Origin of the sequence: Erythrobacter sp. SG61-1L, from assembly GCF_001305965.1 — a bacterium.
Lineage (GTDB): Bacteria > Pseudomonadota > Alphaproteobacteria > Sphingomonadales > Sphingomonadaceae > Andeanibacterium.
In genome coordinates, this window is the sequence record NZ_JXQC01000003.1 from 2,797,863 (window position 1) to 2,815,480 (window position 17,618).

Annotated in this window: 23 protein-coding genes; 13 read left to right on the forward strand and 10 right to left on the reverse strand. The window is 61.2% G+C overall.

The window, feature by feature from the left end:
• Positions 1-51: 51 nt before the first annotated feature.
• Both mnmE and SZ64_RS13705 read right to left on the reverse strand, forming a co-directional pair.
• Complete coding sequence (gene mnmE, locus SZ64_RS13700; protein WP_054531340.1) at positions 52-1,326, reverse strand: tRNA uridine-5-carboxymethylaminomethyl(34) synthesis GTPase MnmE; 1,275 nt, start codon at positions 1,324-1,326, stop codon at positions 52-54.
• A gap of 55 nt (positions 1,327-1,381) precedes the next feature.
• On the reverse strand, positions 1,382-1,648 hold the full coding sequence (locus tag SZ64_RS13705) for a DUF6489 family protein (RefSeq protein WP_054531341.1): 267 nt from the start codon (positions 1,646-1,648) through the stop codon (positions 1,382-1,384).
• 142 nt (positions 1,649-1,790) lie between these two features.
• Here SZ64_RS13705 and SZ64_RS13710 point away from each other — a divergent pair, with 142 nt between their 5' ends.
• On the forward strand, positions 1,791-2,489 hold the full coding sequence (locus tag SZ64_RS13710; protein ID WP_054531342.1) for a dienelactone hydrolase family protein: 699 nt from the start codon (positions 1,791-1,793) through the stop codon (positions 2,487-2,489).
• On the opposite strand, the gene SZ64_RS13715 is transcribed toward SZ64_RS13710, so the two are convergent.
• From SZ64_RS13715 to SZ64_RS13730, 4 genes are all read right to left on the reverse strand, one after another.
• Positions 2,490-2,936 carry a hypothetical protein gene (locus SZ64_RS13715; protein WP_054531343.1) on the reverse strand — a complete coding sequence of 149 codons (447 nt, stop codon included), beginning with the start codon at positions 2,934-2,936 and terminating at the stop codon, positions 2,490-2,492.
• On the reverse strand, positions 2,929-3,489 hold the full coding sequence (locus SZ64_RS13720) for an AAA family ATPase (protein ID WP_054531344.1): 561 nt from the start codon (positions 3,487-3,489) through the stop codon (positions 2,929-2,931). Before SZ64_RS13720 ends, SZ64_RS13715 begins: the two co-directional genes overlap by 8 nt.
• Before the next feature lie 7 nt (positions 3,490-3,496).
• Positions 3,497-4,753: a transcription termination factor Rho gene (gene rho / locus SZ64_RS13725; protein WP_054531345.1), complete on the reverse strand. Its 1,257-nt coding sequence runs from the start codon at positions 4,751-4,753 to the stop codon at positions 3,497-3,499.
• Between the two features lie 204 nt (positions 4,754-4,957).
• Positions 4,958-5,401 carry a CopD family protein gene (locus tag SZ64_RS13730; protein ID WP_054532264.1) on the reverse strand — a complete coding sequence of 148 codons (444 nt, stop codon included), beginning with the start codon at positions 5,399-5,401 and terminating at the stop codon, positions 4,958-4,960.
• A 187-nt stretch (positions 5,402-5,588) separates the two neighbouring features.
• On the opposite strand from SZ64_RS13730, the gene SZ64_RS13735 reads away from it, so the two are divergent.
• Complete coding sequence (locus SZ64_RS13735) at positions 5,589-7,544, forward strand: ADP-ribosylglycohydrolase family protein (protein ID WP_054531346.1); 1,956 nt, start codon at positions 5,589-5,591, stop codon at positions 7,542-7,544.
• A gap of 26 nt (positions 7,545-7,570) precedes the next feature.
• Here the strand turns inward: SZ64_RS13735 and hemE are convergent, their stop codons facing one another.
• Positions 7,571-8,596: a uroporphyrinogen decarboxylase gene (gene hemE, locus SZ64_RS13740; RefSeq protein WP_054531347.1), complete on the reverse strand. Its 1,026-nt coding sequence runs from the start codon at positions 8,594-8,596 to the stop codon at positions 7,571-7,573.
• Positions 8,597-8,951: 355 nt separating this feature from the next.
• On the opposite strand from hemE, the gene SZ64_RS13745 reads away from it, so the two are divergent.
• The 10 genes from SZ64_RS13745 to SZ64_RS13790 all read left to right on the forward strand — a co-directional run bounded on the left by SZ64_RS13745 (position 8,952) and on the right by SZ64_RS13790 (position 15,507).
• Positions 8,952-9,791 carry a pyruvate, water dikinase regulatory protein gene (locus tag SZ64_RS13745; RefSeq protein WP_054531348.1) on the forward strand — a complete coding sequence of 280 codons (840 nt, stop codon included), beginning with the start codon at positions 8,952-8,954 and terminating at the stop codon, positions 9,789-9,791.
• A gap of 10 nt (positions 9,792-9,801) precedes the next feature.
• Positions 9,802-10,386 (forward strand): Maf family protein, encoded by a 585-nt coding sequence (locus SZ64_RS13750; RefSeq protein WP_054532265.1) that lies wholly within the window; start codon positions 9,802-9,804, stop codon positions 10,384-10,386.
• Positions 10,383-11,246: a shikimate dehydrogenase gene (locus SZ64_RS13755; RefSeq protein ID WP_054531349.1), complete on the forward strand. Its 864-nt coding sequence runs from the start codon at positions 10,383-10,385 to the stop codon at positions 11,244-11,246. The genes SZ64_RS13750 and SZ64_RS13755 overlap by 4 nt, the downstream gene beginning before the upstream one ends.
• A 4-nt stretch (positions 11,247-11,250) precedes the next feature.
• A complete protein-coding gene (gene coaE, locus SZ64_RS13760; protein ID WP_082384594.1) occupies positions 11,251-11,847 on the forward strand; it encodes a dephospho-CoA kinase in 597 nt (198 codons plus the stop codon).
• A 42-nt stretch (positions 11,848-11,889) separates the two neighbouring features.
• Complete coding sequence (gene dnaQ / locus SZ64_RS13765; RefSeq protein WP_054531350.1) at positions 11,890-12,576, forward strand: DNA polymerase III subunit epsilon; 687 nt, start codon at positions 11,890-11,892, stop codon at positions 12,574-12,576.
• Between the two features lie 42 nt (positions 12,577-12,618).
• On the forward strand, positions 12,619-13,188 hold the full coding sequence (gene raiA, locus SZ64_RS13770; protein ID WP_054531351.1) for a ribosome-associated translation inhibitor RaiA: 570 nt from the start codon (positions 12,619-12,621) through the stop codon (positions 13,186-13,188).
• Positions 13,189-13,331: 143 nt separating this feature from the next.
• Complete coding sequence (locus tag SZ64_RS13775; RefSeq protein ID WP_054531352.1) at positions 13,332-13,793, forward strand: PTS sugar transporter subunit IIA; 462 nt, start codon at positions 13,332-13,334, stop codon at positions 13,791-13,793.
• 18 nt (positions 13,794-13,811) lie between these two features.
• Positions 13,812-14,279 (forward strand): PaaI family thioesterase, encoded by a 468-nt coding sequence (locus tag SZ64_RS13780; RefSeq protein WP_054531353.1) that lies wholly within the window; start codon positions 13,812-13,814, stop codon positions 14,277-14,279.
• A gap of 36 nt (positions 14,280-14,315) precedes the next feature.
• Positions 14,316-14,657: a DUF1491 family protein gene (locus SZ64_RS13785; RefSeq protein ID WP_054531354.1), complete on the forward strand. Its 342-nt coding sequence runs from the start codon at positions 14,316-14,318 to the stop codon at positions 14,655-14,657.
• Positions 14,658-14,850: 193 nt separating this feature from the next.
• Positions 14,851-15,507 (forward strand): cell wall hydrolase, encoded by a 657-nt coding sequence (locus tag SZ64_RS13790; protein ID WP_054531355.1) that lies wholly within the window; start codon positions 14,851-14,853, stop codon positions 15,505-15,507.
• 68 nt (positions 15,508-15,575) lie between these two features.
• On the opposite strand, the gene xth is transcribed toward SZ64_RS13790, so the two are convergent.
• Genes xth through SZ64_RS13805 form a run of 3 tightly spaced genes read right to left on the reverse strand, consistent with a single transcriptional unit; the run spans position 15,576 to position 17,145 of the window.
• On the reverse strand, positions 15,576-16,349 hold the full coding sequence (gene xth, locus SZ64_RS13795) for an exodeoxyribonuclease III (RefSeq protein ID WP_054531356.1): 774 nt from the start codon (positions 16,347-16,349) through the stop codon (positions 15,576-15,578).
• A 3-nt stretch (positions 16,350-16,352) separates the two neighbouring features.
• A complete protein-coding gene (gene erpA / locus SZ64_RS13800) occupies positions 16,353-16,682 on the reverse strand; it encodes an iron-sulfur cluster insertion protein ErpA (protein WP_054531357.1) in 330 nt (109 codons plus the stop codon).
• Positions 16,683-16,713: 31 nt separating this feature from the next.
• Entirely contained in the window at positions 16,714-17,145 is a 432-nt protein-coding gene (locus SZ64_RS13805) for a CBS domain-containing protein (RefSeq protein WP_347230264.1), read from the reverse strand.
• A gap of 167 nt (positions 17,146-17,312) precedes the next feature.
• On the opposite strand from SZ64_RS13805, the gene SZ64_RS13810 reads away from it, so the two are divergent.
• The gene (locus tag SZ64_RS13810) at positions 17,313-17,612 is read left to right on the forward strand and encodes a hypothetical protein (protein ID WP_054532268.1); all 300 of its coding nucleotides are present in this window, start codon (positions 17,313-17,315) and stop codon (positions 17,610-17,612) included.
• Positions 17,613-17,618: the final 6 nt, after the last annotated feature.

The window sequence follows — 17,618 nt, forward strand, 5'->3', positions numbered from 1 at the left end:
TCCGGTCAAAGGCTTGCGATGTTTCACGTGAAACATCGCAAGCCGAGCGACCTATTTGCCAATACAGAAACGCCCGAACAGCATATCAAGCATGTCTTCCGTCGCTGCCCGTCCAATCAGCCGGTCGAAGGACGCCCGCGCGATCCGCAATTGCTCAGCCAAAAGCAAGGGGTCAGCCTCTCGTCCCGCCCACTCCAAGGCAGCCACTGCATCGCCCAGGAGCCCCCGCTGCCGGGCATTGAGCGCCGCCTGACCGGGCTTGGGCATTGCTTCACGGGCCAGAACTACAAGATCCTGTTTTAGCGCCGCCAGCCCCGCTCCACTCACGGCGGAAAGACGATGGCGAGGTGCGGACTTCTTCTCATGGTCGGGAAGGTCGATCTGCGCTTCCACTTCCCATGCGCCTGCCGGACCATGCCCTTCCGGGCCAAGCCACAAGACCAGATCGGCACGATCCAGTTCAGCCTGCGCACGAGCAATACCGATTGCCTCGATCTCACCCACACCCTCATCGCGCAGCCCTGCTGTATCGACGAAACTGAAAGGCACACCGCCAAGGGAAACCGGCCGGACCAAAACATCGCGCGTCGTCCCGGCGCTTGGTGCCGTGATAGCCGCTTCGCTCTCGACCAATACATTAAAAAGGGTAGACTTACCGGCATTGGGCGGCCCGGCAAGAACCACGCGAAAACCCTCTCTCAGGGTTTCGGCGTGCGGCGCGTTGAGAGCCTCCCGAATCTCACCCGCCAGCTTGGCTATTTCCGCAGTGAACTCAGCCGGCAAGGCCGCAACGTCATCCTCATCGGCAAAGTCCAGCACTGCTTCAACCTGGGCCGAGAGAAGCAATACCCTGTCTCGCCAAGAGGCCACTCGCCGGGAAAGCAGGCCACCCGCCATCTCCAGTGCGGCACGGCGCTGAAGTTCCGTTTCCGCCTCAAGGAGGTCGGCCAGCCCTTCCGCCTCTGCCAGATCGATGCATCCATTGGCAAACGCCCTGCGAGTGAACTCACCCGGCTCGGCCCGGCGCAATCCTGGCAGAGTGCCCAGCGCCGCTTCCACACCGGCAATAACGGCCCGGCCGCCATGCAAATGCAATTCAGCCAAATCTTCGCCCGTCGCAGTGTTCGGCCCCGGGAACCACAATATGAGAGCGCGATCGAGAATGCTGCCCGCTGCATCGCGCAATACCCTGAGGCTGGCATGGCGAGCCTGTGGCAACGCACCAGCGAGCGCCTGCAAGGCAGCGCTGGCACCTGAGCCGCTGATACGCAACACAGCTATGGCCGCCGGAGGCTGACCGCTCGACAGGGCAAAAATCGTATCCATCGACGCAGCGCCTAGCCTATCCACCAACCTGCGTCAGCCACCGCGAAGTGAACGTTCACTCGCCGGGCTTGCTGCCCTTGCCTTTCGCACCTTCGGTAAAGGCGGCACCGCTTTCCATGAAATTCTGGAACAGCTTCAGGCCGAACTGGCCCATCGGGGCGAGGTTCTTGGCATATTCCTGCAACTGGTCGACGCTCGACACGCCCTGCATCGCCTTGGTGATCGCATCCATATAGGCTTGGTTGGCCTTCTCCACGTCGGGCAGCCCCATGAAGCGCCGGGCTTCTTCAGGGGTACAATCGATCTCGACATGGACCTTCATCGTGCGAGCCTCCTCAGGCGGAAATGCCACTGACAGCAAATGGCAATCTGTTCTCAGACCTGCAAGGCTGTCACAGGGCACTGGCAATGTCCATCTTCGGACAATAGTTTGCTGCACCCGACCTGCGAGAGGAGCCCCGCCCATGCCGACCAACATCTCCGTTCCCGCCCTTGGTAGCGAAGGCTCGATCCCGGCCTGGTGTTCACGCCCGGAAACCACGCCGCGTGCGGCAGTGATCGTGATTCCAGAAATCTTCGGTGTGAATGCCGGGATCGTGCAGAAGTGCGACGACTGGGCTGCGCTGGGCTATCTCGCAGTCGCCCCTGACATCTTCTGGCGGTTCGCGCCCGGCAGCGAGCTTGATCCCGATGTGGAGGACGAGTTCAAGCAGGCGATCGACAACATGATGCAATATTCCGCCGATGACGGCGTGAAAGACATCGAAGCCTGCGTGAAATTCATCCGCAACGAACTAGGCGTGGAGAAGGTCGGCGCAGTGGGCTTCTGCCTTGGCGGCAGGCTCGCCTATATGGCTGCGACCCGCACCGATGTGGACGCCAGTGTGGGCTATTACGGGGTGATGATCGACCAGATGCTGGACGAGGCCCATGCTATTGCTCGCCCGTTGTTGCTGCATGTTCCCACGGCGGACCACTTCGTAAGCCCCGATGCACAGGCGGCGATGCACAAGGCACTCGATCCGCATCCGCGCGTGACTTTGTACGACTATGAAGGGCTGGACCACGGCTTCGCAGCCACTTCGGGCAGTCGGCGAAACAAGGAAGGCGCACAACTGGCCGATGCTCGGACGCGCGAGTTCCTTGCGGAGAATCTAGCCTGATTATCCCGCCAGCGGATGCAGGAAATAGTCACCCCGCCCCTGGGGGTTCACCGGCACAGTCAATGCACTGAGCGGCGCGAACACGATCTCCACGAACGAAGTGCCACCCAGCGCCCAGAGGGCAGCCGTGGCCGCTATCATCACGCCTGCCCACGCTCCGGCCACTCGCAGCACCGCACGCCTCAAGCCCGGTGAGAAACTCCATTCATTCTCACCGAGGACTTCGATCAGCAAATCGCTGGCCAGTCGATATTGCGAGGCGGGTACCCATATACGATGACCGCCAAGCGCAAGTGAATTGACCTCCACCGATGCGTGGTTGAGGGCGCCCGTGTTCGCGAATATTCCCCCGGCCTCAAGCATGGAAGTCACGACAATAGCCTCAACACGGGAGACGAGGATGGCGAGCAAGACCATCCCATCCGCCTGATCGCCGTCATCATCCATTGCCGCCCCCTGAGTCTGCCGACAGGTATCCTGCCACGAAGCGCAGGCGATCCTCAACGGATACGAACGGCAGATCGATAGGACTGTATCCATATCGGCGCCATGCCGCACTGATCGCGGCATCGCTGGCAACCGCCTGATCCCAGTCCTGAATCCGTTCCGCATCCTGTGCATAGATTGCGCGCCACGGCGCCGCCCTGAAGATCGGCCCCTCGTAACGCAGATCCCGACAGATTCGTTCAAGCTCACGCGGGACGGGCAGACCTTCCAGGTCGAGGAAACCGGCGATGTCGGGAAAGCCGCGATCGAATAGAACAGGCGTGTTCTCACGAACACTTTCTTCGAATGCCGCCAATTCATGGGCAAGCATCGCTTCGGCAAAACCAGTGGGATTGCGCTCACGCAGTTCCATGCCGCCCGGTGCCTGAAGGATTACCCGGGCGACTTCTGGCGAAACAGCCATGCCCGCTGCCGCGGCGGCATCGAGCAATGTGGACTTGCCCGCCCCCGGTCCGCCGGTAACCACCGAGCGGAAGGGAAGGCGGGCAGCCATTCGAACCTTACTGGTTCATCGTCGCGAAGAAATCTTCGTTGGTCTTGGAATCCTTCATCTTGTCGAGGAGGAATTCCATCGCGTCCACCGTGCCCATCTGCATCAGGATACGGCGCAGCACCCACATCTTGCTGAGCTGGTCCTTGCCGACCAGCAGTTCTTCCTTGCGGGTGCCGCTCTTGCCGACATCCAGCGCCGGGAAGATGCGCTTGTCCGCAACCTTGCGGTCGAGCACGATTTCCGAGTTACCGGTGCCCTTGAATTCTTCGAAGATCACTTCGTCCATGCGGCTGCCGGTATCGATCAGCGCCGTGGCGATAATGGAAAGCGAACCGCCTTCCTCGATGTTGCGCGCGGCGCCGAAGAAGCGCTTCGGCCGCTGCAGGGCGTTGGCGTCCACACCGCCGGTCAGCACCTTGCCGGAACTGGGCACCACGGTGTTGTAGGCACGGCCGAGGCGGGTAATCGAGTCCAGCAGGATGACGACATCCTTCTTGTGCTCGACCAGGCGCTTGGCCTTTTCGATAACCATTTCAGCAACTTGCACGTGGCGAGAAGCGGGTTCGTCGAAGGTGGAGGAAATCACCTCGCCCTTCACCGAACGCTGCATGTCGGTCACTTCTTCCGGACGTTCGTCGACCAGCAGGACGATCAGGAACACTTCCGGGTGATTATCGGTGATCGCCTTGGCGATGTTCTGCAGCAGCACAGTCTTACCGGTACGCGGCGGCGCCACGATCAGGGCGCGCTGGCCCTTGCCCTGCGGCGCGATGAGATCGATCACGCGAGCCGACTTGTCCTTCACCGTGGGATCGACAGTGTCGAGCACCAGACGTTCGTCGGGATAGAGCGGTGTGAGGTTATCGAAATTCGTGCGATGGCGCACTGCATCGGGATGGTCGAAATTGACGCTGGTGAGCTTGGTCAGCGCGAAATAACGTTCGCCATCCTTGGGCGCGCGAATTTCTCCTTCCACCGTATCGCCGGTGCGCAGGCCCCATTTGCGGACCTGGTTGGGCGAGACGTAAATATCGTCGGGGCCGGCGAGATAATTCGCCTCGGGGCTGCGCAGGAAGCCGAAGCCATCCTGCAGCACTTCAATCGTGCCGACGCCGAGGATTTCCTCGCCATCTTCGGCCACTTCCTTGAGGATGGCGAACATCAGATCCTGCCGGCGCATGGTGGATGCGCCTTCGACCTCATATTCTTCTGCCATGGCGACCAGTTCGGCCGGCGTCCTCTTCTTGAGTTCTTTCAGATGCATTGTCTGGGTTCCACTTGGGAAATGTTGGGAAGCCGGCGGGCCTGATGGGCTTGGAGAAAGCGGACCCTGCCGCCCTGAATGGCGGCTACAGCCGGAGTGCAACGGAAATAGGCGCGCCGCGGCCTTCCGTCAATTCGCAATAAAAGCATAGCCTGCACGGCTCGCCGCAAATGAATAGCGGCGAAACCGGCACAATCGGGCGGTTCAGAAGGGCTTGATCACCACCAGCACCACGATCAGCGCCGCGGCAATGCCAGGCACTTCGTTGAGCATGCGCAGCTTCTTGCCTTCAAGCTTGCGCTCCCCGCGGGCCAAGGCCTTGGCATAGGCCGACAGCCAGCCATGATAGCCGGACAGGATCAGCACCAGCAGCAGCTTGGCATGGAACCAGCCCTGCGCGAAGGCGCCGATCTGCCATGCCAGCAGCAGGCCCAACACCCACACCACGACGATCGAGGGCAGCAGGATGATCTTCAGCAGCTTGCGTTCCCGATCGATCCACACTGCATTTTCAGGCGAATCCGGCGCGCATTCCTGATGGTACACGAAATAGCGGGGCAGCATGAACAGCCCGGCCATCCAGAAGATAACGAAGATAATGTGGCCGGCCTTGAGCCAGAAATAGAGCATGGAGAGCACTTCCTGCATGTGGCGCATTTACGCCAAATTTGAGCAGGTTTCACCCACTCTTTTCGCGCCGCGCATGTGGCAGAGGGGGCAAGGCCTGGTCAAGAGATGGCCCGGTCAAGAGATGGCCAGGTCAAGAAATGGAACGCTTGATTGCAAGCCTGCTCATGATCTGCACGCCAATATTCCCGTGAAAAGGGGAAATTCGATGAAGCATAGTTCGACCATCCGGCTCCTGCTGGCCTCTGCCACGCTCACACTCGCCGCGCCCATGCCCGCCATGGCTGCCGACACCGCAGCGGCACAGCCCGAACTGCGCCTTTCGAAAGCGGAGCTGGAAGACAAGATCTATGCATCCTGGCTCGGCCAGCTGGTCGGCAATATTTACGGCCTGCCGCATGAGAATGTGCATATCGATGAGCCGGGGCCGGATGCCTTCCCCTACGGCTACGACTTTCTCGAAATCCCCTATTACCAGTCCCACTTCGGCGCCACACGCATGACCGGAGTGATGGATGCCTTCGGCGGCGCATTCTCGGACGACGATACGGATTTCGAATATATCTATCTTCGCCTGATGGAGCAGGCCGGCGCCGAGCCGACCTATGCCCAGATCCGCGATGCCTGGATAGCCCATGTCGACAATTGGGTCTGGATCGCGAACCGTCAGGCACTCGCCATGATGCATCAGGGCTTCTATCCGCCGGAAACCGGCGCGAAGGATCTCAATCCCGAATATTTCCAGATCGATCCGCAGCTGATCAACGAAATCTGGGCAATCACTGCCCCCGGAATGGTCGATTACGCGGCACAAAAATCCCGCTGGGCAGCAAAAATCAGTGCCGATGCCGAAGGAACCGAACCGACGATTGCCTATGGCGCGATGTTCTCGGCCGCGTTCCATGAATCCGATGTCGCAAAGCTGGTGGATATCGGACAGGCCGCGCTTCCCGCCGATTCCCAGTTCGCGAAAACCATCGCTTTTGTGAAGGAACTCAAGCACCGCTATCCCGATGACTGGAAGGCGGCACGCAAGGAAGTTGCCAAGGCCTATTACGAAAACAGCGCCCATAAATCGATCTGGGATGCCAATCTCAATGGTGCCTGCGCTATCCTGGCGCTGCTCTATGGCGAAGGCGATTTCCGCCGCTCGCTCGACCTTGCCAGCGCCATGGGCTTCGATGCCGATAATCAGGCCGCCACGGTCGCCGGGCTTCTGGCCCTTGCCGGCGGCACCAAGGCAATTCCCGAGGATCTGCTCTATCCGATCAAGGGCTGGACGCTGCCGTTCAACGATCGCTATCTCAACCGTTCACGCCGCGACATGCCCAGCGTCTCGATCCGCGAGATGGCCCAGCGCACAGCCAGACTAGCCGAACAGCAGATTCTGGACCATGGTGGGCAAAGCGAGATTGTCGACGGGCAAATCTATTACCGGGTCAATCAGGCGGCGAGTTTTACCCCGCCCTTCGAGATCATGCCCAGCCCGCCCCGCACGCTGATTGCCGGACAGGATGCGACCATCCAGCTCTATGCCGGAGGCAGCACTCCCGCCAGCTGGACAGCAACCGATCTGCCTCCCGGCCTTGCCATCGATGCGTCGGGACGGATTGGCGGCGTGCCTTCCGCCATTGGCAGTTTTGACAGCAAGGTAACGGTGACGTCAGGCGGCAAAAGCCTGTCGGAAACCGTAACCCTCATCGTGAAAGGCTCCAACCTCGCCCAAAGCGCCGTCGAACTGCTCGGCCCGCTCGATCAGGCCGGAATTGAGCCTTTGCGCGATGGAGCAACGATGGGCGGCACCAGCGTTGAAAGCCCCAAGGGGCCAACGCGGCTGGAAAGCTTCGGCTATCGCTGGGACAAGCCGGTCGATGTCGGCAGCATGCTCGTCACCACCGGCAAGATGGGTGAATATGGCGGTTGGTTCGTATCGCTGAGCGCGGAATATCTCGACGCTGACGGCAACTGGATCGCCATTCCCGGTGTCCGTATGGTGACCGAACCGGTGCTGGTGAACGACAAGCATCTGCGCCCACAATTCGCCTCCTACCTCATCGAGTTTCCGAAAATCCGGACCAGTGCGGTGCGGATCAAGGGCCTCAATGGCGGCGAAGGCGATCAGCGCTACATCAGCCTCAGCGAGCTGGCCGTTTTCCCTCAATAGATCGGGAATACAGCCGGGCTGTATCCTCAACTGCCCCAGCCGCGCACCACGCCCAACAGCCGTTCGACATTGGCGATGGGCGTGGTCTGGCCGATCCCATGGCCCAGATTGAACACGTGAGGGCGCCCGGCAAAGGCGTCCAGCACCTTACGCGCCTGACGGTCGAGTTCTTCACCGCCGGAAAGCAGCAGCAAGGGATCGAGATTGCCCTGTACCGGCATGCCTTCCGGCAATGCCTTTGCCGCCCAGAGCGGATCGACGGTCTCGTCCACCCCGATGGCATCCACGCCCGTCTCGCGCGCATAGGCGGACAGTTTCTCGCCCGATCCCTTTGGGAAGCCGATCAGCGGAATATCGGGATGGCGGCGTTTCATCTCGCTGGCGATGGCGGCATTGGGGGCAATCACCCACCGCTCATATTGCGCGGGTGAAAGGCTGCCTGCCCAGCTGTCGAACAATTGCAGCGCTTCCGCGCCTGCTTCGACCTGGCCGGAGAGATATTCCACCGTCACCGCAACGATCCCGTCCACGATGGCCTGGAAAGCCTGCGGATCGCGATAGGCATATTCACGAGTGACATGCTGGTCCCGGCTGCCCTCGCCCGCGACCATATAGGTCGCCACAGTCCAAGGGCTGCCTGCAAAGCCCAGCATGGTCACCTCAGGCGCGAGTTGGGCCTTAACCTTAGCCACGGTCTCATAGATCGGAGAAAGGCGCTCAGGGACCGCCTGAAGGCTCTCCAGAGCCACATCGGCAAGCCGGGGGGAAAGGTTCGGCCCTTCCCCGGCGAGGAACTTCAGATCCTGCCCCATGGCATAGGGGACGATGAGGATGTCGGAAAACAGGATTGCCCCGTCAAAACCGAAACGGCGCAGGGGTTGAATCGTGATCTCGGCCGCGGCGTCTGAATCATAGACCAGTTCGAGGAAACCGCCCTTCTCCGCCCGCAGCGCGCGATATTCGGGAAGGTAGCGGCCGGCCTGGCGCATGAGCCAGACGGGGCGCCGGGAAATGTTGGTTCCACGCAGCGTTTTGAGAAGGGGGCCGGGCATCGCGGGAAGGTCCAATCCAAAAAAAGATATTTATATATATAGGTTTATGGACTCTGTTGGTCCTGTGGATATCGGGGATTGCCGGGCCTTGCCCGATTTCTCCCGTAATGAACAGCAGCAGTGCGCACTCGAATCGTGGGAATGTGACGTCAACGAGACTCTTTCCCCACTGTCCACAGCCTGTCGAAACTCCGTTCCACCTGTCCACATCTTGCCCGTTGAAGGACTCGATCCGGGGAGTGAATCCGTCCCCGAACTTGTCCAGAGGCTCCTCCCGTGGTTTATGCCGGGTGTTATCCACATGGCCCCGCCTGCATTGGTTTCGGCGGGATCGGCAAAGGTTGCTCCTGTCGCGATGACCCGGCTTCACCTGCATCTTCTATCGGATTCCACTGGCGAAACGCTGGAAAACATCGCAAAGGCGGCCCTCGCCCAGTTCGAAGGGATCGAGATCGTGCGCCATTTCTGGCCCATGGTCCGTTCCCAGCAGCATCTGGAGCGGATTCTGGGCGAATTGAGTGCCAATTCCGGCCTTGTGCTGTTCACTCTGGTCAATCCCGACACGCGCAAGAGGTTGGAAGAGCATTGCCGGGCCGTGGGCCTGCCGATGGTTGCCGCGCTCGATGCCGTTACCGAAGCACTGGAGCATCAGCTCGGTCAGGCCGCCGTCGGCAGGCCCGGCCGCCAGCACATGATGGACGAGGCCTATTTCGCCCGCGTCAACGCGATCCACTACACCATTGCCCATGACGACGGCGTGCTGTGGGAGGAATGGGAAGAGGCGGACATCGTGCTGGCGGGCGTTTCGCGCACATCCAAGACGCCGACCAGCATCTATCTTGCCAATCGCGGCTACAAGGTCGCCAATATCCCGCTGGTGGTGGAAAGCCCGCCGCCGCCTTCTCTTTTCGGCCTGCGGCACCCGCTGGTGGTGGGGCTGACGACTGCGCCCAAGCGCCTGATCGAGATCCGCCGCAACCGCCTGCTGTCCCTCAATGAGGGGACGGAGACCGCCTATGTCTCGGAAGAGCGCGTGGAAAAGGAAGTGGCCTTTGCGCGGCGCATGTTCGCCGATAATGGCTGGCCGGTGATCGACGTTACCAGGCGTTCGATCGAGGAAACCGCCGCGGCGATCATCCGCCTGTATAATGAACGCAAGACGGCCAGCCATGAAGGCGGCGCAAAGCCGATATGAACCTGCAGAAATGATTATCCTCGCTTCCCAGAGCGGCTCGCGCAAGGCGATGCTCGCTGCCGCAGGTGTCGCCTTCGATGCTCGTCCTGCCCATCTCGATGAACGGGCTTTGGAGGAAAAGCTCGGCGATGCGCGTCCGCAGGAGGTCGCGCTTGCACTGGCCGAGGCCAAGGCACTTGCCGTTTCGCGCGAGATGCCCGGGCGGCTTGTGCTGGGCAGCGATTCCCTCGTGGCCGTGATCGGCCAGCGTTTTGACAAGCCGGCCAGCCGGGAAGATGCGGCGGATCATCTGCGCTTCTTCTCGGGCAAGCCGATGCATTTGCACAGTGCCGCCGCCCTCGCCCGAGACGGCAGGATGGTGTGGAGCGCGGCGGACGATGCCGTGCTGCATGTCCGCGAATTATCCGAAAGCTTCATCGAGCATTATCTTGCGGCCGAATGGCCCGAAGTGGCGGGCTGCGTGGGCGTATTCCGGATCGAGGCCATGGGCGTGCAATTGTTTGAACGTATCGAAGGGGATCAGTTCACTGTGCTGGGCATGCCATTATTGCCGGTTCTGGGCGCATTGCGCGCCGAAGGGGAGCTTGAGGCGTGACCAGGCCCTATGCCGAAGTGATCGGCGATCCGATCGTCCAGTCCAAATCCCCAGCGATCCATGGCTACTGGATTGCCGGCCTCGGCCTCGATGCCGAATATCGCGCGGCCCATGTGACCTCCAGCGGGCTTGAGGATTACCTTGCCTCGCGCCGCGCCGATGCGGACTGGCGTGGCTGTAACGTCACCATGCCGCACAAGCAGGCGGTGATCCCCCTGCTCGATCGGCTCGATCCGCTGGCGGCGAAAATCGGCGCGGTGAATACGATCATTCGCGAGAAGGATGGCTCGCTCACCGGATACAATACCGATGCGGGCGGCTTTCTGGAGCCTTTGCGGCCGATCCTTGCGCGGGAGCATCTGTTCCGCATGGCTCGCGTGCTCGGCACCGGAGGTGCGGCACGGGCGATCATCGCGGCGCTGGCGCAGGAACATGTGGTGATCGTGCTGGCGGGCCGCGATCCGGCAAAGGCACGCGCCTTGCTCGACGAGCTTGATCCGCAGGGCGAACATCACGTTGCCCCCCTCGCCCATTTTGCCGAACCGACCGATTTCGAGTTCGACGACCGGGCAGGCTGTTTCGACCTGGTAGTGAATGCCAGCCCGCTGGGCATGGCCGGCCAGCCTCCGCTGGAATTCGATTTCAGCCATGTGCCGCCCGGCAGCGTGGTCTATGATATCGTGACGCATCCGGTGGATACGCCGCTGCTTCAGGCGGCCCGCGCGGCCGGGTTCCGCACGGTGGACGGGCTTTCCATGTTGATCGGCCAGGCGGCCGAGGCGTTCGAGAAGTTCTTCGGTGTCGCTCCACTGAGGCAGGATGGCGATACGGAGTTGCGCAAGCGGCTGACCGGGGCCTGAGCGGGTGAGCCATCCCTTCATTCTCGGCCTCACCGGCTCGATCGGGATGGGCAAATCCACTGTCGCGCAGATGTTCGCCGAACTTGGCGTGCCGGTGTTCGATGCCGATGCATCGGTGCATCGCCTGCAAGGTCCGGATGGCCGGTTGCTGGCCGAGATTGAAAAGGCATTTCCGGGCACGACCGGCCCTGCCGGTGTCGATCGTGCTGCCCTTGGTGCGCAGGTGTTCGGTGACGATGCGGCGATGGCCCGGCTCGAGGCAATCATCCACCCCGCCGTGGCGGCAGAGCGGGAGGCGTTCCTGATCGAACATGCCGGGCAAAAGCTGATCGTCTTCGACATCCCGCTGCTGTTCGAAAAAGGCACGCAGGATCGGGTGGACGCAGTGGCGGTCGTATCTGCCGATGCAGAGACCCAGCGGCGCCGGGTTCTTGGCCGCCCCGGCATGAGCGTGGAGAAATTCGCGGCGATCCTCGAACGGCAGATGCCCGATGCGGAAAAGCGCGCGCGGGCCGATTTCATAATCGATACGGGCTGCCCGATTGAGGAAACGCGCGAGGCTGTTCGCAGCCTGGTCGAGAATCTGACAAAGCCCCGCTGACAACTCTTGCCAGCGTCGGAAACGAGTCCGATATTGGACTTAATGAGAGAGATCGTCTTCGACACCGAAACCACCGGTTTCGATCCCGCGAAAGGGGATCGGCTGGTGGAAATGGGGTGCATCGAACTCGTGAACCGGGTTGCAACCGGCCGCTCATTCCACGCCTATTACAATCCCGATCGTTCGATGCCCGCCGAAGCGGAAGCCGTGCACGGCCTCTCCGATGCCTTCCTGGCGGACAAGCCGCGTTTCCATGAAAGCGCGGAAGAACTGCTCGAATTCCTCGGCGATTCCCCGCTGGTGGCGCACAATGCCACGTTCGACTTTGGCTTCCTCAATGCCGAACTCGCCATGTGCGGGATGGAGCCGGTCAGCATGGACCGGATGGTGGATACGCTGGCCATCGCCAAGCGGCGCCATCCGGGCGCCAAGCTCTCGCTGGATGCCCTGTGCTCCCGTTATGGGGTCGACCGCAGCCACCGTACATTCCACGGGGCGCTGCTCGATGCCGAACTGCTGGCGCAGGTCTATGTCGAACTCACCGGCGGGCGGCAGATTGGCCTCGAACTGGCGGCCACCGTCACCGAAACAACCGTAATCGAATTCAGACGCAGCCCGGCGAAGAAGCGCGAATTTCGTGCCCCTCGCCCTCACGATGCGAGTGAGGAGGAACTCGCGCGGCACAAGGAGTTTTTGACAACGATCGCATCCCCGCTCTGGGACACTTGAGAATCCCAACGGGCGGCGGATCGAAGCAGGAGTAGCGTTACGATGGATATTCGCGTGTCCGGCCACCAGATCGACACCGGCAGTGCTCTGCAGGAGCATGCTGCCGACCGGCTCAATTCGATCATCGACAAATATTTCAGCCGCGCGCTTTCCTCACACGTCACATTCGGCAAGGCGCCGACCAGCGCCTATACCAGTGACATCGTGATGCATGTGATGCACGGCCTGATCCTGAAGGCCCATGGCGAAGCGCATGACGTTCACATCGCGTTCGACCAGGCTGCCGAAAAGATCGACAAGCAGCTTCGCCGCTACAAGCGCCGATTGAAGGACCGGCATGAGCAGGTCGCCTTCGCCGCGTACGAGGAAGATGCTGCCTATACCGTCTTTGCCCCCCTCGCCGAAGAGGCGGAGGAAGTGGTGGAGAGCGATGCGCCGCTGGTGATCGCCGAAACCCGGGTGGACATCCCCGAGGCCAGCGTATCCGACGCTGTGATGATGCTGGATCTCAGGCACACCAACGCCCTGTTCTTCAAAAATGCTGGCACCGGGCGTCATAATATGGTCTACCGCCGCCACGACGGCTCGATCGGCTGGGTCGAACCGTCCTGAAGCGGGCGCGCAATCGGCGCGCCAGGGCTCGCAGATCTCGGGCAACTCCCTGAATTTGACGGTGATTTCCGTCAGGCTTTTGGCGTTGCCCGGCTGCACCCTGCCTAAGTGAGGGTCGCAAGAAGCAGAGCTTTTGAAGAGTGATGACGTCGCTTTTTTCCATCCTTCCTGAATCGGTTGCCGTAATCCGGGCCGAAACGAAGCATGAAATCCTGGGCCGTCTGGCCGGAATTTTTGCTGCCTCCTATGAACTCGATCCTGCCGAAGTGCTCGATCGACTGCAGGAGCGCGAGAATCTCGGCAGTACCGGTTTCGGACGCGGCGTCGCCATTCCGCATGCCCGCGTTCCGGGGATCAAGCGGCCGGTTGCGGCCCTGCTCAAACTGGACGAGCCGGTGGATTTCGCATCGGCCGATGGCTTGCCGGTGGAACTCGTCTTCGGCCTGCTCTCGCCGGAAAATGCCGGTGTCACTCATCTCCATGCCCTTGCGGCAATCTCTCGCCTTGTGCGCGATGAACGCACGCATGAAGCACTGATGGAAGCGCATGGGGAGGAAGCGCTTTACGCCCTCCTCGCCAATGCGACCGATCGCGACGCTGCCTGATACTTCGAGCCTGACCCAGTGAGCGGGCAAGACGATTCCGGTGCCGTGCTGCATTATCGTGCGCTGGAAAATCTCTATGCTTCCGCACCGATCAACGCGCTGTTCCCTTCCCGCCTCGCGATAATGGGAAGCGGTACCGCCCAGATCGAGTTCGAAGTGGATGAGCGTGTCTTCCACGCGGCAGGCGCCGCCCATGGCACGATCTATTTCAAGATGCTGGACGATGCCGCCTTCTATGCGGCGAACAGCCTCGTTTCCGATCGCTTCCTGTTGACCACGGGTTTCAATCTCCATTTCACTGCCCCGGTCCGGTCCGGTAAAGTGGTGGCCCATGGCCGCTGGATCAGCGGCAAGCGCCGCGTCTTTGTGGCGGAAGCCAATCTGGTCGATGCGCAGGGTGAAGAGATCGGACGCGGAACGGGCACCTTCATGCGATCGCGGATCGCGCTCTCAGGACTGCCGGGATACGCTGTGCCTTCCGAATGAGGCTTCTGAAAGTGCAGGCAGAGGGAGTGCGGATGGATGGATGACAGGATACCCGCTCATCTCGAAATTTCGGGCCTGATCCGCGTGGTCAACGCGGCCGGAGGTTTCGCAACGGTAATTGCAAAAGGTGAACGCGATGCCGGCACCATCCTTGTCATTTGTTGCGAAAACGGGGCGAAGGGCAGAATTTACGAACGCATGCCGCAGCTTGATGGAAGCCGCCAATGGACGCTGACGCGCACGCAAGATACTGAAAATCCGGTAGATTTTTCGGAATATTATCAAAGACGCAAACGCCAGGACGATGACCTTTGGATTCTCGAACTGGACATCGCCAATGGTGAACGTTTCATCGGTTTGCCGCCCTTCAAAGGTTGACTTCCGCCGTATTGGCCGTAAGGGCGCCGCGACCTAACGCGCAGGCGGTCAGACCGGCAAATCGGCCGGGTGGCTAGCACGCAGACGGGGAACGGCCGGCAGGCCAACGATCGCAAGATCGGAACAGGTCCATGTCTTACGGACGGACCAAGGCCTGCGTCGGGGCGCGTTCACCGCCGATAAAAACAGGAATATGAGTCGCAAAACCCAGCTGGCCGCGGCCTTTGCCGTGATGGCCATGACGGTCTTTACGATTTCAGGCGCCGCTGCATCCGGTGCCTTCGCACAAGACCCCGAGACCAAGGTAATGGCCCGGGGAGAGGCTGATACAGAAGCGGCTATTGCGCCGCTGGCAGCCGATACAGGTGCGGTTCGTTTCGTTTCCAAGGAAGTTGTGCAGCCCCTGCCCACCGATAAGCCGGTGGTGGCAGGCGACTCCGATTCCCTTGAAGGGCTGGTAGCCAGCCTTCCTGCCGCCGGTGACATGTCCAAGGACATGCAGTGCCTGGCAGGCGCCATCTATTTCGAAGCGCGCGGAGAACCGCTGGTGGGTCAGCTTGCCGTGGGGCAGGTGATCGTCAATCGCGCCGAATCCGACAAATTCCCCGAAAGCTATTGCGGCGTGGTCTACCAGCGTTCGCAATTCTCTTTCGTGCGTAACGGGCGCATGCCTTCTATCCGCACGTCTTCCGCCGCCTGGCGCAATGCCAAGGCAATCGCGCGGATCGTGCATGAAGGCCTGTGGGATAGTCCGGTGGGCGATGCGCTGTATTTCCATGCTGCATCGGTAAGGCCCAACTGGCGCCGTGCCCGAATCGCGCGGGTGGACAGCCACATCTTCTATCGCTGATCGGCGGATTTCCGCCCGGATATGGATAGCCCCTCCCCCTGTGGAGGGGCTTTTCCTGTGCCGAAGGCCTAGTCCCGCAGTTCGACCCAGACGGGGGCGTGATCGCTGGCTTTCTCGCGCCCGCGATATTCCTTGTCCACGCCTGCGGAAACGAGCCTGTCCGCGCATTCCGGCGAAAGCAGCAGGTGATCGATGCGGAAGCCGTGGTCTTTCTGCCAGGCGCCCGCCTGATAATCCCAATAGGTCCACACCCCGCCACGCGGGTTGAGCGTGTCGAGCGCATCGGTCCACCCATCGTGGAGCAGACGGAAATAGGCATCGCGCGATTCCGGCTGAGTCAGCGCGTCATCCGCCATCGCCTTGACCGAATAGGTATCCTTGTCCTCGGGAATGACGTTGAAATCGCCCAGTACCACAGCCGGGATCTCCGCTGCGCGCAGCTCCGCCATGCGGGCGCGCAGGCGCTTCATCCAGGCCAGCTTGTAATCGAATTTCGGGCCAGGCTGGGGATTGCCGTTAGGCAGATAGAGATTGCACACCCGCACGCCGCCCACTTCGGCTTCGAGATACCGGGACTGCTCATCCTCAGGATCGCCGGGCAGCCCGCGCTGTATTTCAACCGGTTCTACGCCGTCCGCCAGGATTGCCACACCGTTAAAGCCCTTCTGGCCATGCCAGATCGCCTTGTAGCCGATCTTTTCGAACTCGGCGGCGGGGAAGCTGTCATCCTGGCACTTGATTTCCTGCAGCGCGGCCACGCTTGGCCGGCGTTCCTCTAGCCATTCCAGCAGGCGCGGCAGGCGGGCCTTGGTGCCGTTGATGTTGAAGCTGGCGATCCGCACGCGTCAGATGCCGAAGCTGGAACCGCAGCCGCAACCGGACGCGGCATTGGGATTTTCGACGCGGAAAGCAGCGCCGCCCAGCGATTCGACGAAATCCACCGTGGCGCCCGCCACCAGATCGAGGCTTACCGGATCGACCAGCAGCTTCACGCCGTCGGTTTCGCTTACCGAGTCATCCGCTTCCTGCGCTTCGGCAAGGTCGAACTTGTACTGGAAGCCGGAACAGCCGCCCCCTTCCACCGAAAGGCGCAGGATTGCCGGCTTGGCCTGACGTTGGGCGATCCATGCTACGCGCTTGGCGGCGGCGGGCGTGAGGGTGAGCGTTTGAGCCATGGCCCCGATGTAGGGAAGCGGGGCGCCCGGCTCAAGCCATGCGGATATATTCCCGCATCTGCTCCGCCTCGGCTTCCACCAGTTCGATCCGGTGCTTCACCAGATCGCCGATGGAAACGAAGCCCTGAACCTTTCTGCCCTGCATCACCGGCAAGTGACGGATGCGGCGCCGAGTCATCAAGGCCAGCGCTTCCAGCACATCGGTTTCCGGGCCTACTGTGATTGCAGGCGCGGTCATCACTTCGCCCACCCGCCGTTCCAGCACGCCGGAACCTTCACTGGCGATGGAATAGAGCAGGTCACGCTCGGAAAATATCCCGGCGATTTCGCCATTGTCGTAAACAGGCATGGCACCGATCCTGTGCCTTGCCAGCAGCCGTGCTGCTTCTTCTACCGTAGCGCTTGTTTCGCAGCTCACAATGCTGTGTTCGCGCCCTTCGATAATCCTCCCGATCGACATCATCACTCTCCCGCGTATTTTGTTGCGTCTCGCGGATCTCCCTTGGCACCCCCTATCTACGGGATAACCCGAAGGGCATCATGCCACAGAAGGCGAGTCGGCCCAAATCGCGCAGGAATGGCGGTGGCGGGCGATTGCCAATGACCGAATCGCAAGGCATCACGCGCAGCATGAGTCGCCCCTCCCCACTCGATGATCCCGAAACCGCAGCCCACGCCTGGGCGCGTTACCGGCGGATCATGCGCTTCATGATGATGGCAACGGTGCTGGTGGTGATTCTGGCGCTGGCAGCGCTTTATGCGAAGAACGGGATGGTCTCGATCCATCTCTACATTGCCACGGCGGCCGGGATCAGCTTCACCATGCTGCTGGGGTCGGCGCTGATGGGGCTGGTGTTCCTCTCCAACGGAACGGGCCATGACAAGGCCGTAAGCGACCGTCCGAAGGAAGATCGCAAACGCCGCCGTTAAGCTGCT

Bases quoted from the DNA above. Each gene is read 5' to 3' on its own strand.
- SZ64_RS13790 (WP_054531355.1), top strand. From the start codon at position 14,851: ATGAGTCGCAAAACCCAGCTGGCCGCGGCCTTTGCCGTGATGGCCATG.
- SZ64_RS13785 (WP_054531354.1), top strand. From the start codon at position 14,316: ATGGATGACAGGATACCCGCTCATCTCGAAATTTCGGGCCTGATCCGC.
- mnmE (WP_054531340.1), bottom strand. From the start codon at position 1,326: ATGGATACGATTTTTGCCCTGTCGAGCGGTCAGCCTCCGGCGGCCATA.
- SZ64_RS13750 (WP_054532265.1), top strand. From the start codon at position 9,802: ATGATTATCCTCGCTTCCCAGAGCGGCTCGCGCAAGGCGATGCTCGCT.
- SZ64_RS13735 (WP_054531346.1), top strand. From the start codon at position 5,589: ATGAAGCATAGTTCGACCATCCGGCTCCTGCTGGCCTCTGCCACGCTC.
- SZ64_RS13710 (WP_054531342.1), top strand. From the start codon at position 1,791: ATGCCGACCAACATCTCCGTTCCCGCCCTTGGTAGCGAAGGCTCGATC.
- SZ64_RS13720 (WP_054531344.1), bottom strand. From the start codon at position 3,489: ATGGCTGCCCGCCTTCCCTTCCGCTCGGTGGTTACCGGCGGACCGGGG.
- rho (WP_054531345.1), bottom strand. From the start codon at position 4,753: ATGCATCTGAAAGAACTCAAGAAGAGGACGCCGGCCGAACTGGTCGCC.
- SZ64_RS13775 (WP_054531352.1), top strand. From the start codon at position 13,332: ATGACGTCGCTTTTTTCCATCCTTCCTGAATCGGTTGCCGTAATCCGG.
- SZ64_RS13730 (WP_054532264.1), bottom strand. From the start codon at position 5,401: ATGCAGGAAGTGCTCTCCATGCTCTATTTCTGGCTCAAGGCCGGCCAC.
- SZ64_RS13715 (WP_054531343.1), bottom strand. From the start codon at position 2,936: ATGGATGATGACGGCGATCAGGCGGATGGGATGGTCTTGCTCGCCATC.
- hemE (WP_054531347.1), bottom strand. From the start codon at position 8,596: ATGCCCGGCCCCCTTCTCAAAACGCTGCGTGGAACCAACATTTCCCGG.
- SZ64_RS13805 (WP_347230264.1), bottom strand. From the start codon at position 17,145: ATGATGTCGATCGGGAGGATTATCGAAGGGCGCGAACACAGCATTGTG.
- dnaQ (WP_054531350.1), top strand. From the start codon at position 11,890: ATGAGAGAGATCGTCTTCGACACCGAAACCACCGGTTTCGATCCCGCG.
- SZ64_RS13745 (WP_054531348.1), top strand. From the start codon at position 8,952: ATGACCCGGCTTCACCTGCATCTTCTATCGGATTCCACTGGCGAAACG.
- SZ64_RS13705 (WP_054531341.1), bottom strand. From the start codon at position 1,648: ATGAAGGTCCATGTCGAGATCGATTGTACCCCTGAAGAAGCCCGGCGC.
- erpA (WP_054531357.1), bottom strand. From the start codon at position 16,682: ATGGCTCAAACGCTCACCCTCACGCCCGCCGCCGCCAAGCGCGTAGCA.
- raiA (WP_054531351.1), top strand. From the start codon at position 12,619: ATGGATATTCGCGTGTCCGGCCACCAGATCGACACCGGCAGTGCTCTG.
- SZ64_RS13810 (WP_054532268.1), top strand. From the start codon at position 17,313: ATGAGTCGCCCCTCCCCACTCGATGATCCCGAAACCGCAGCCCACGCC.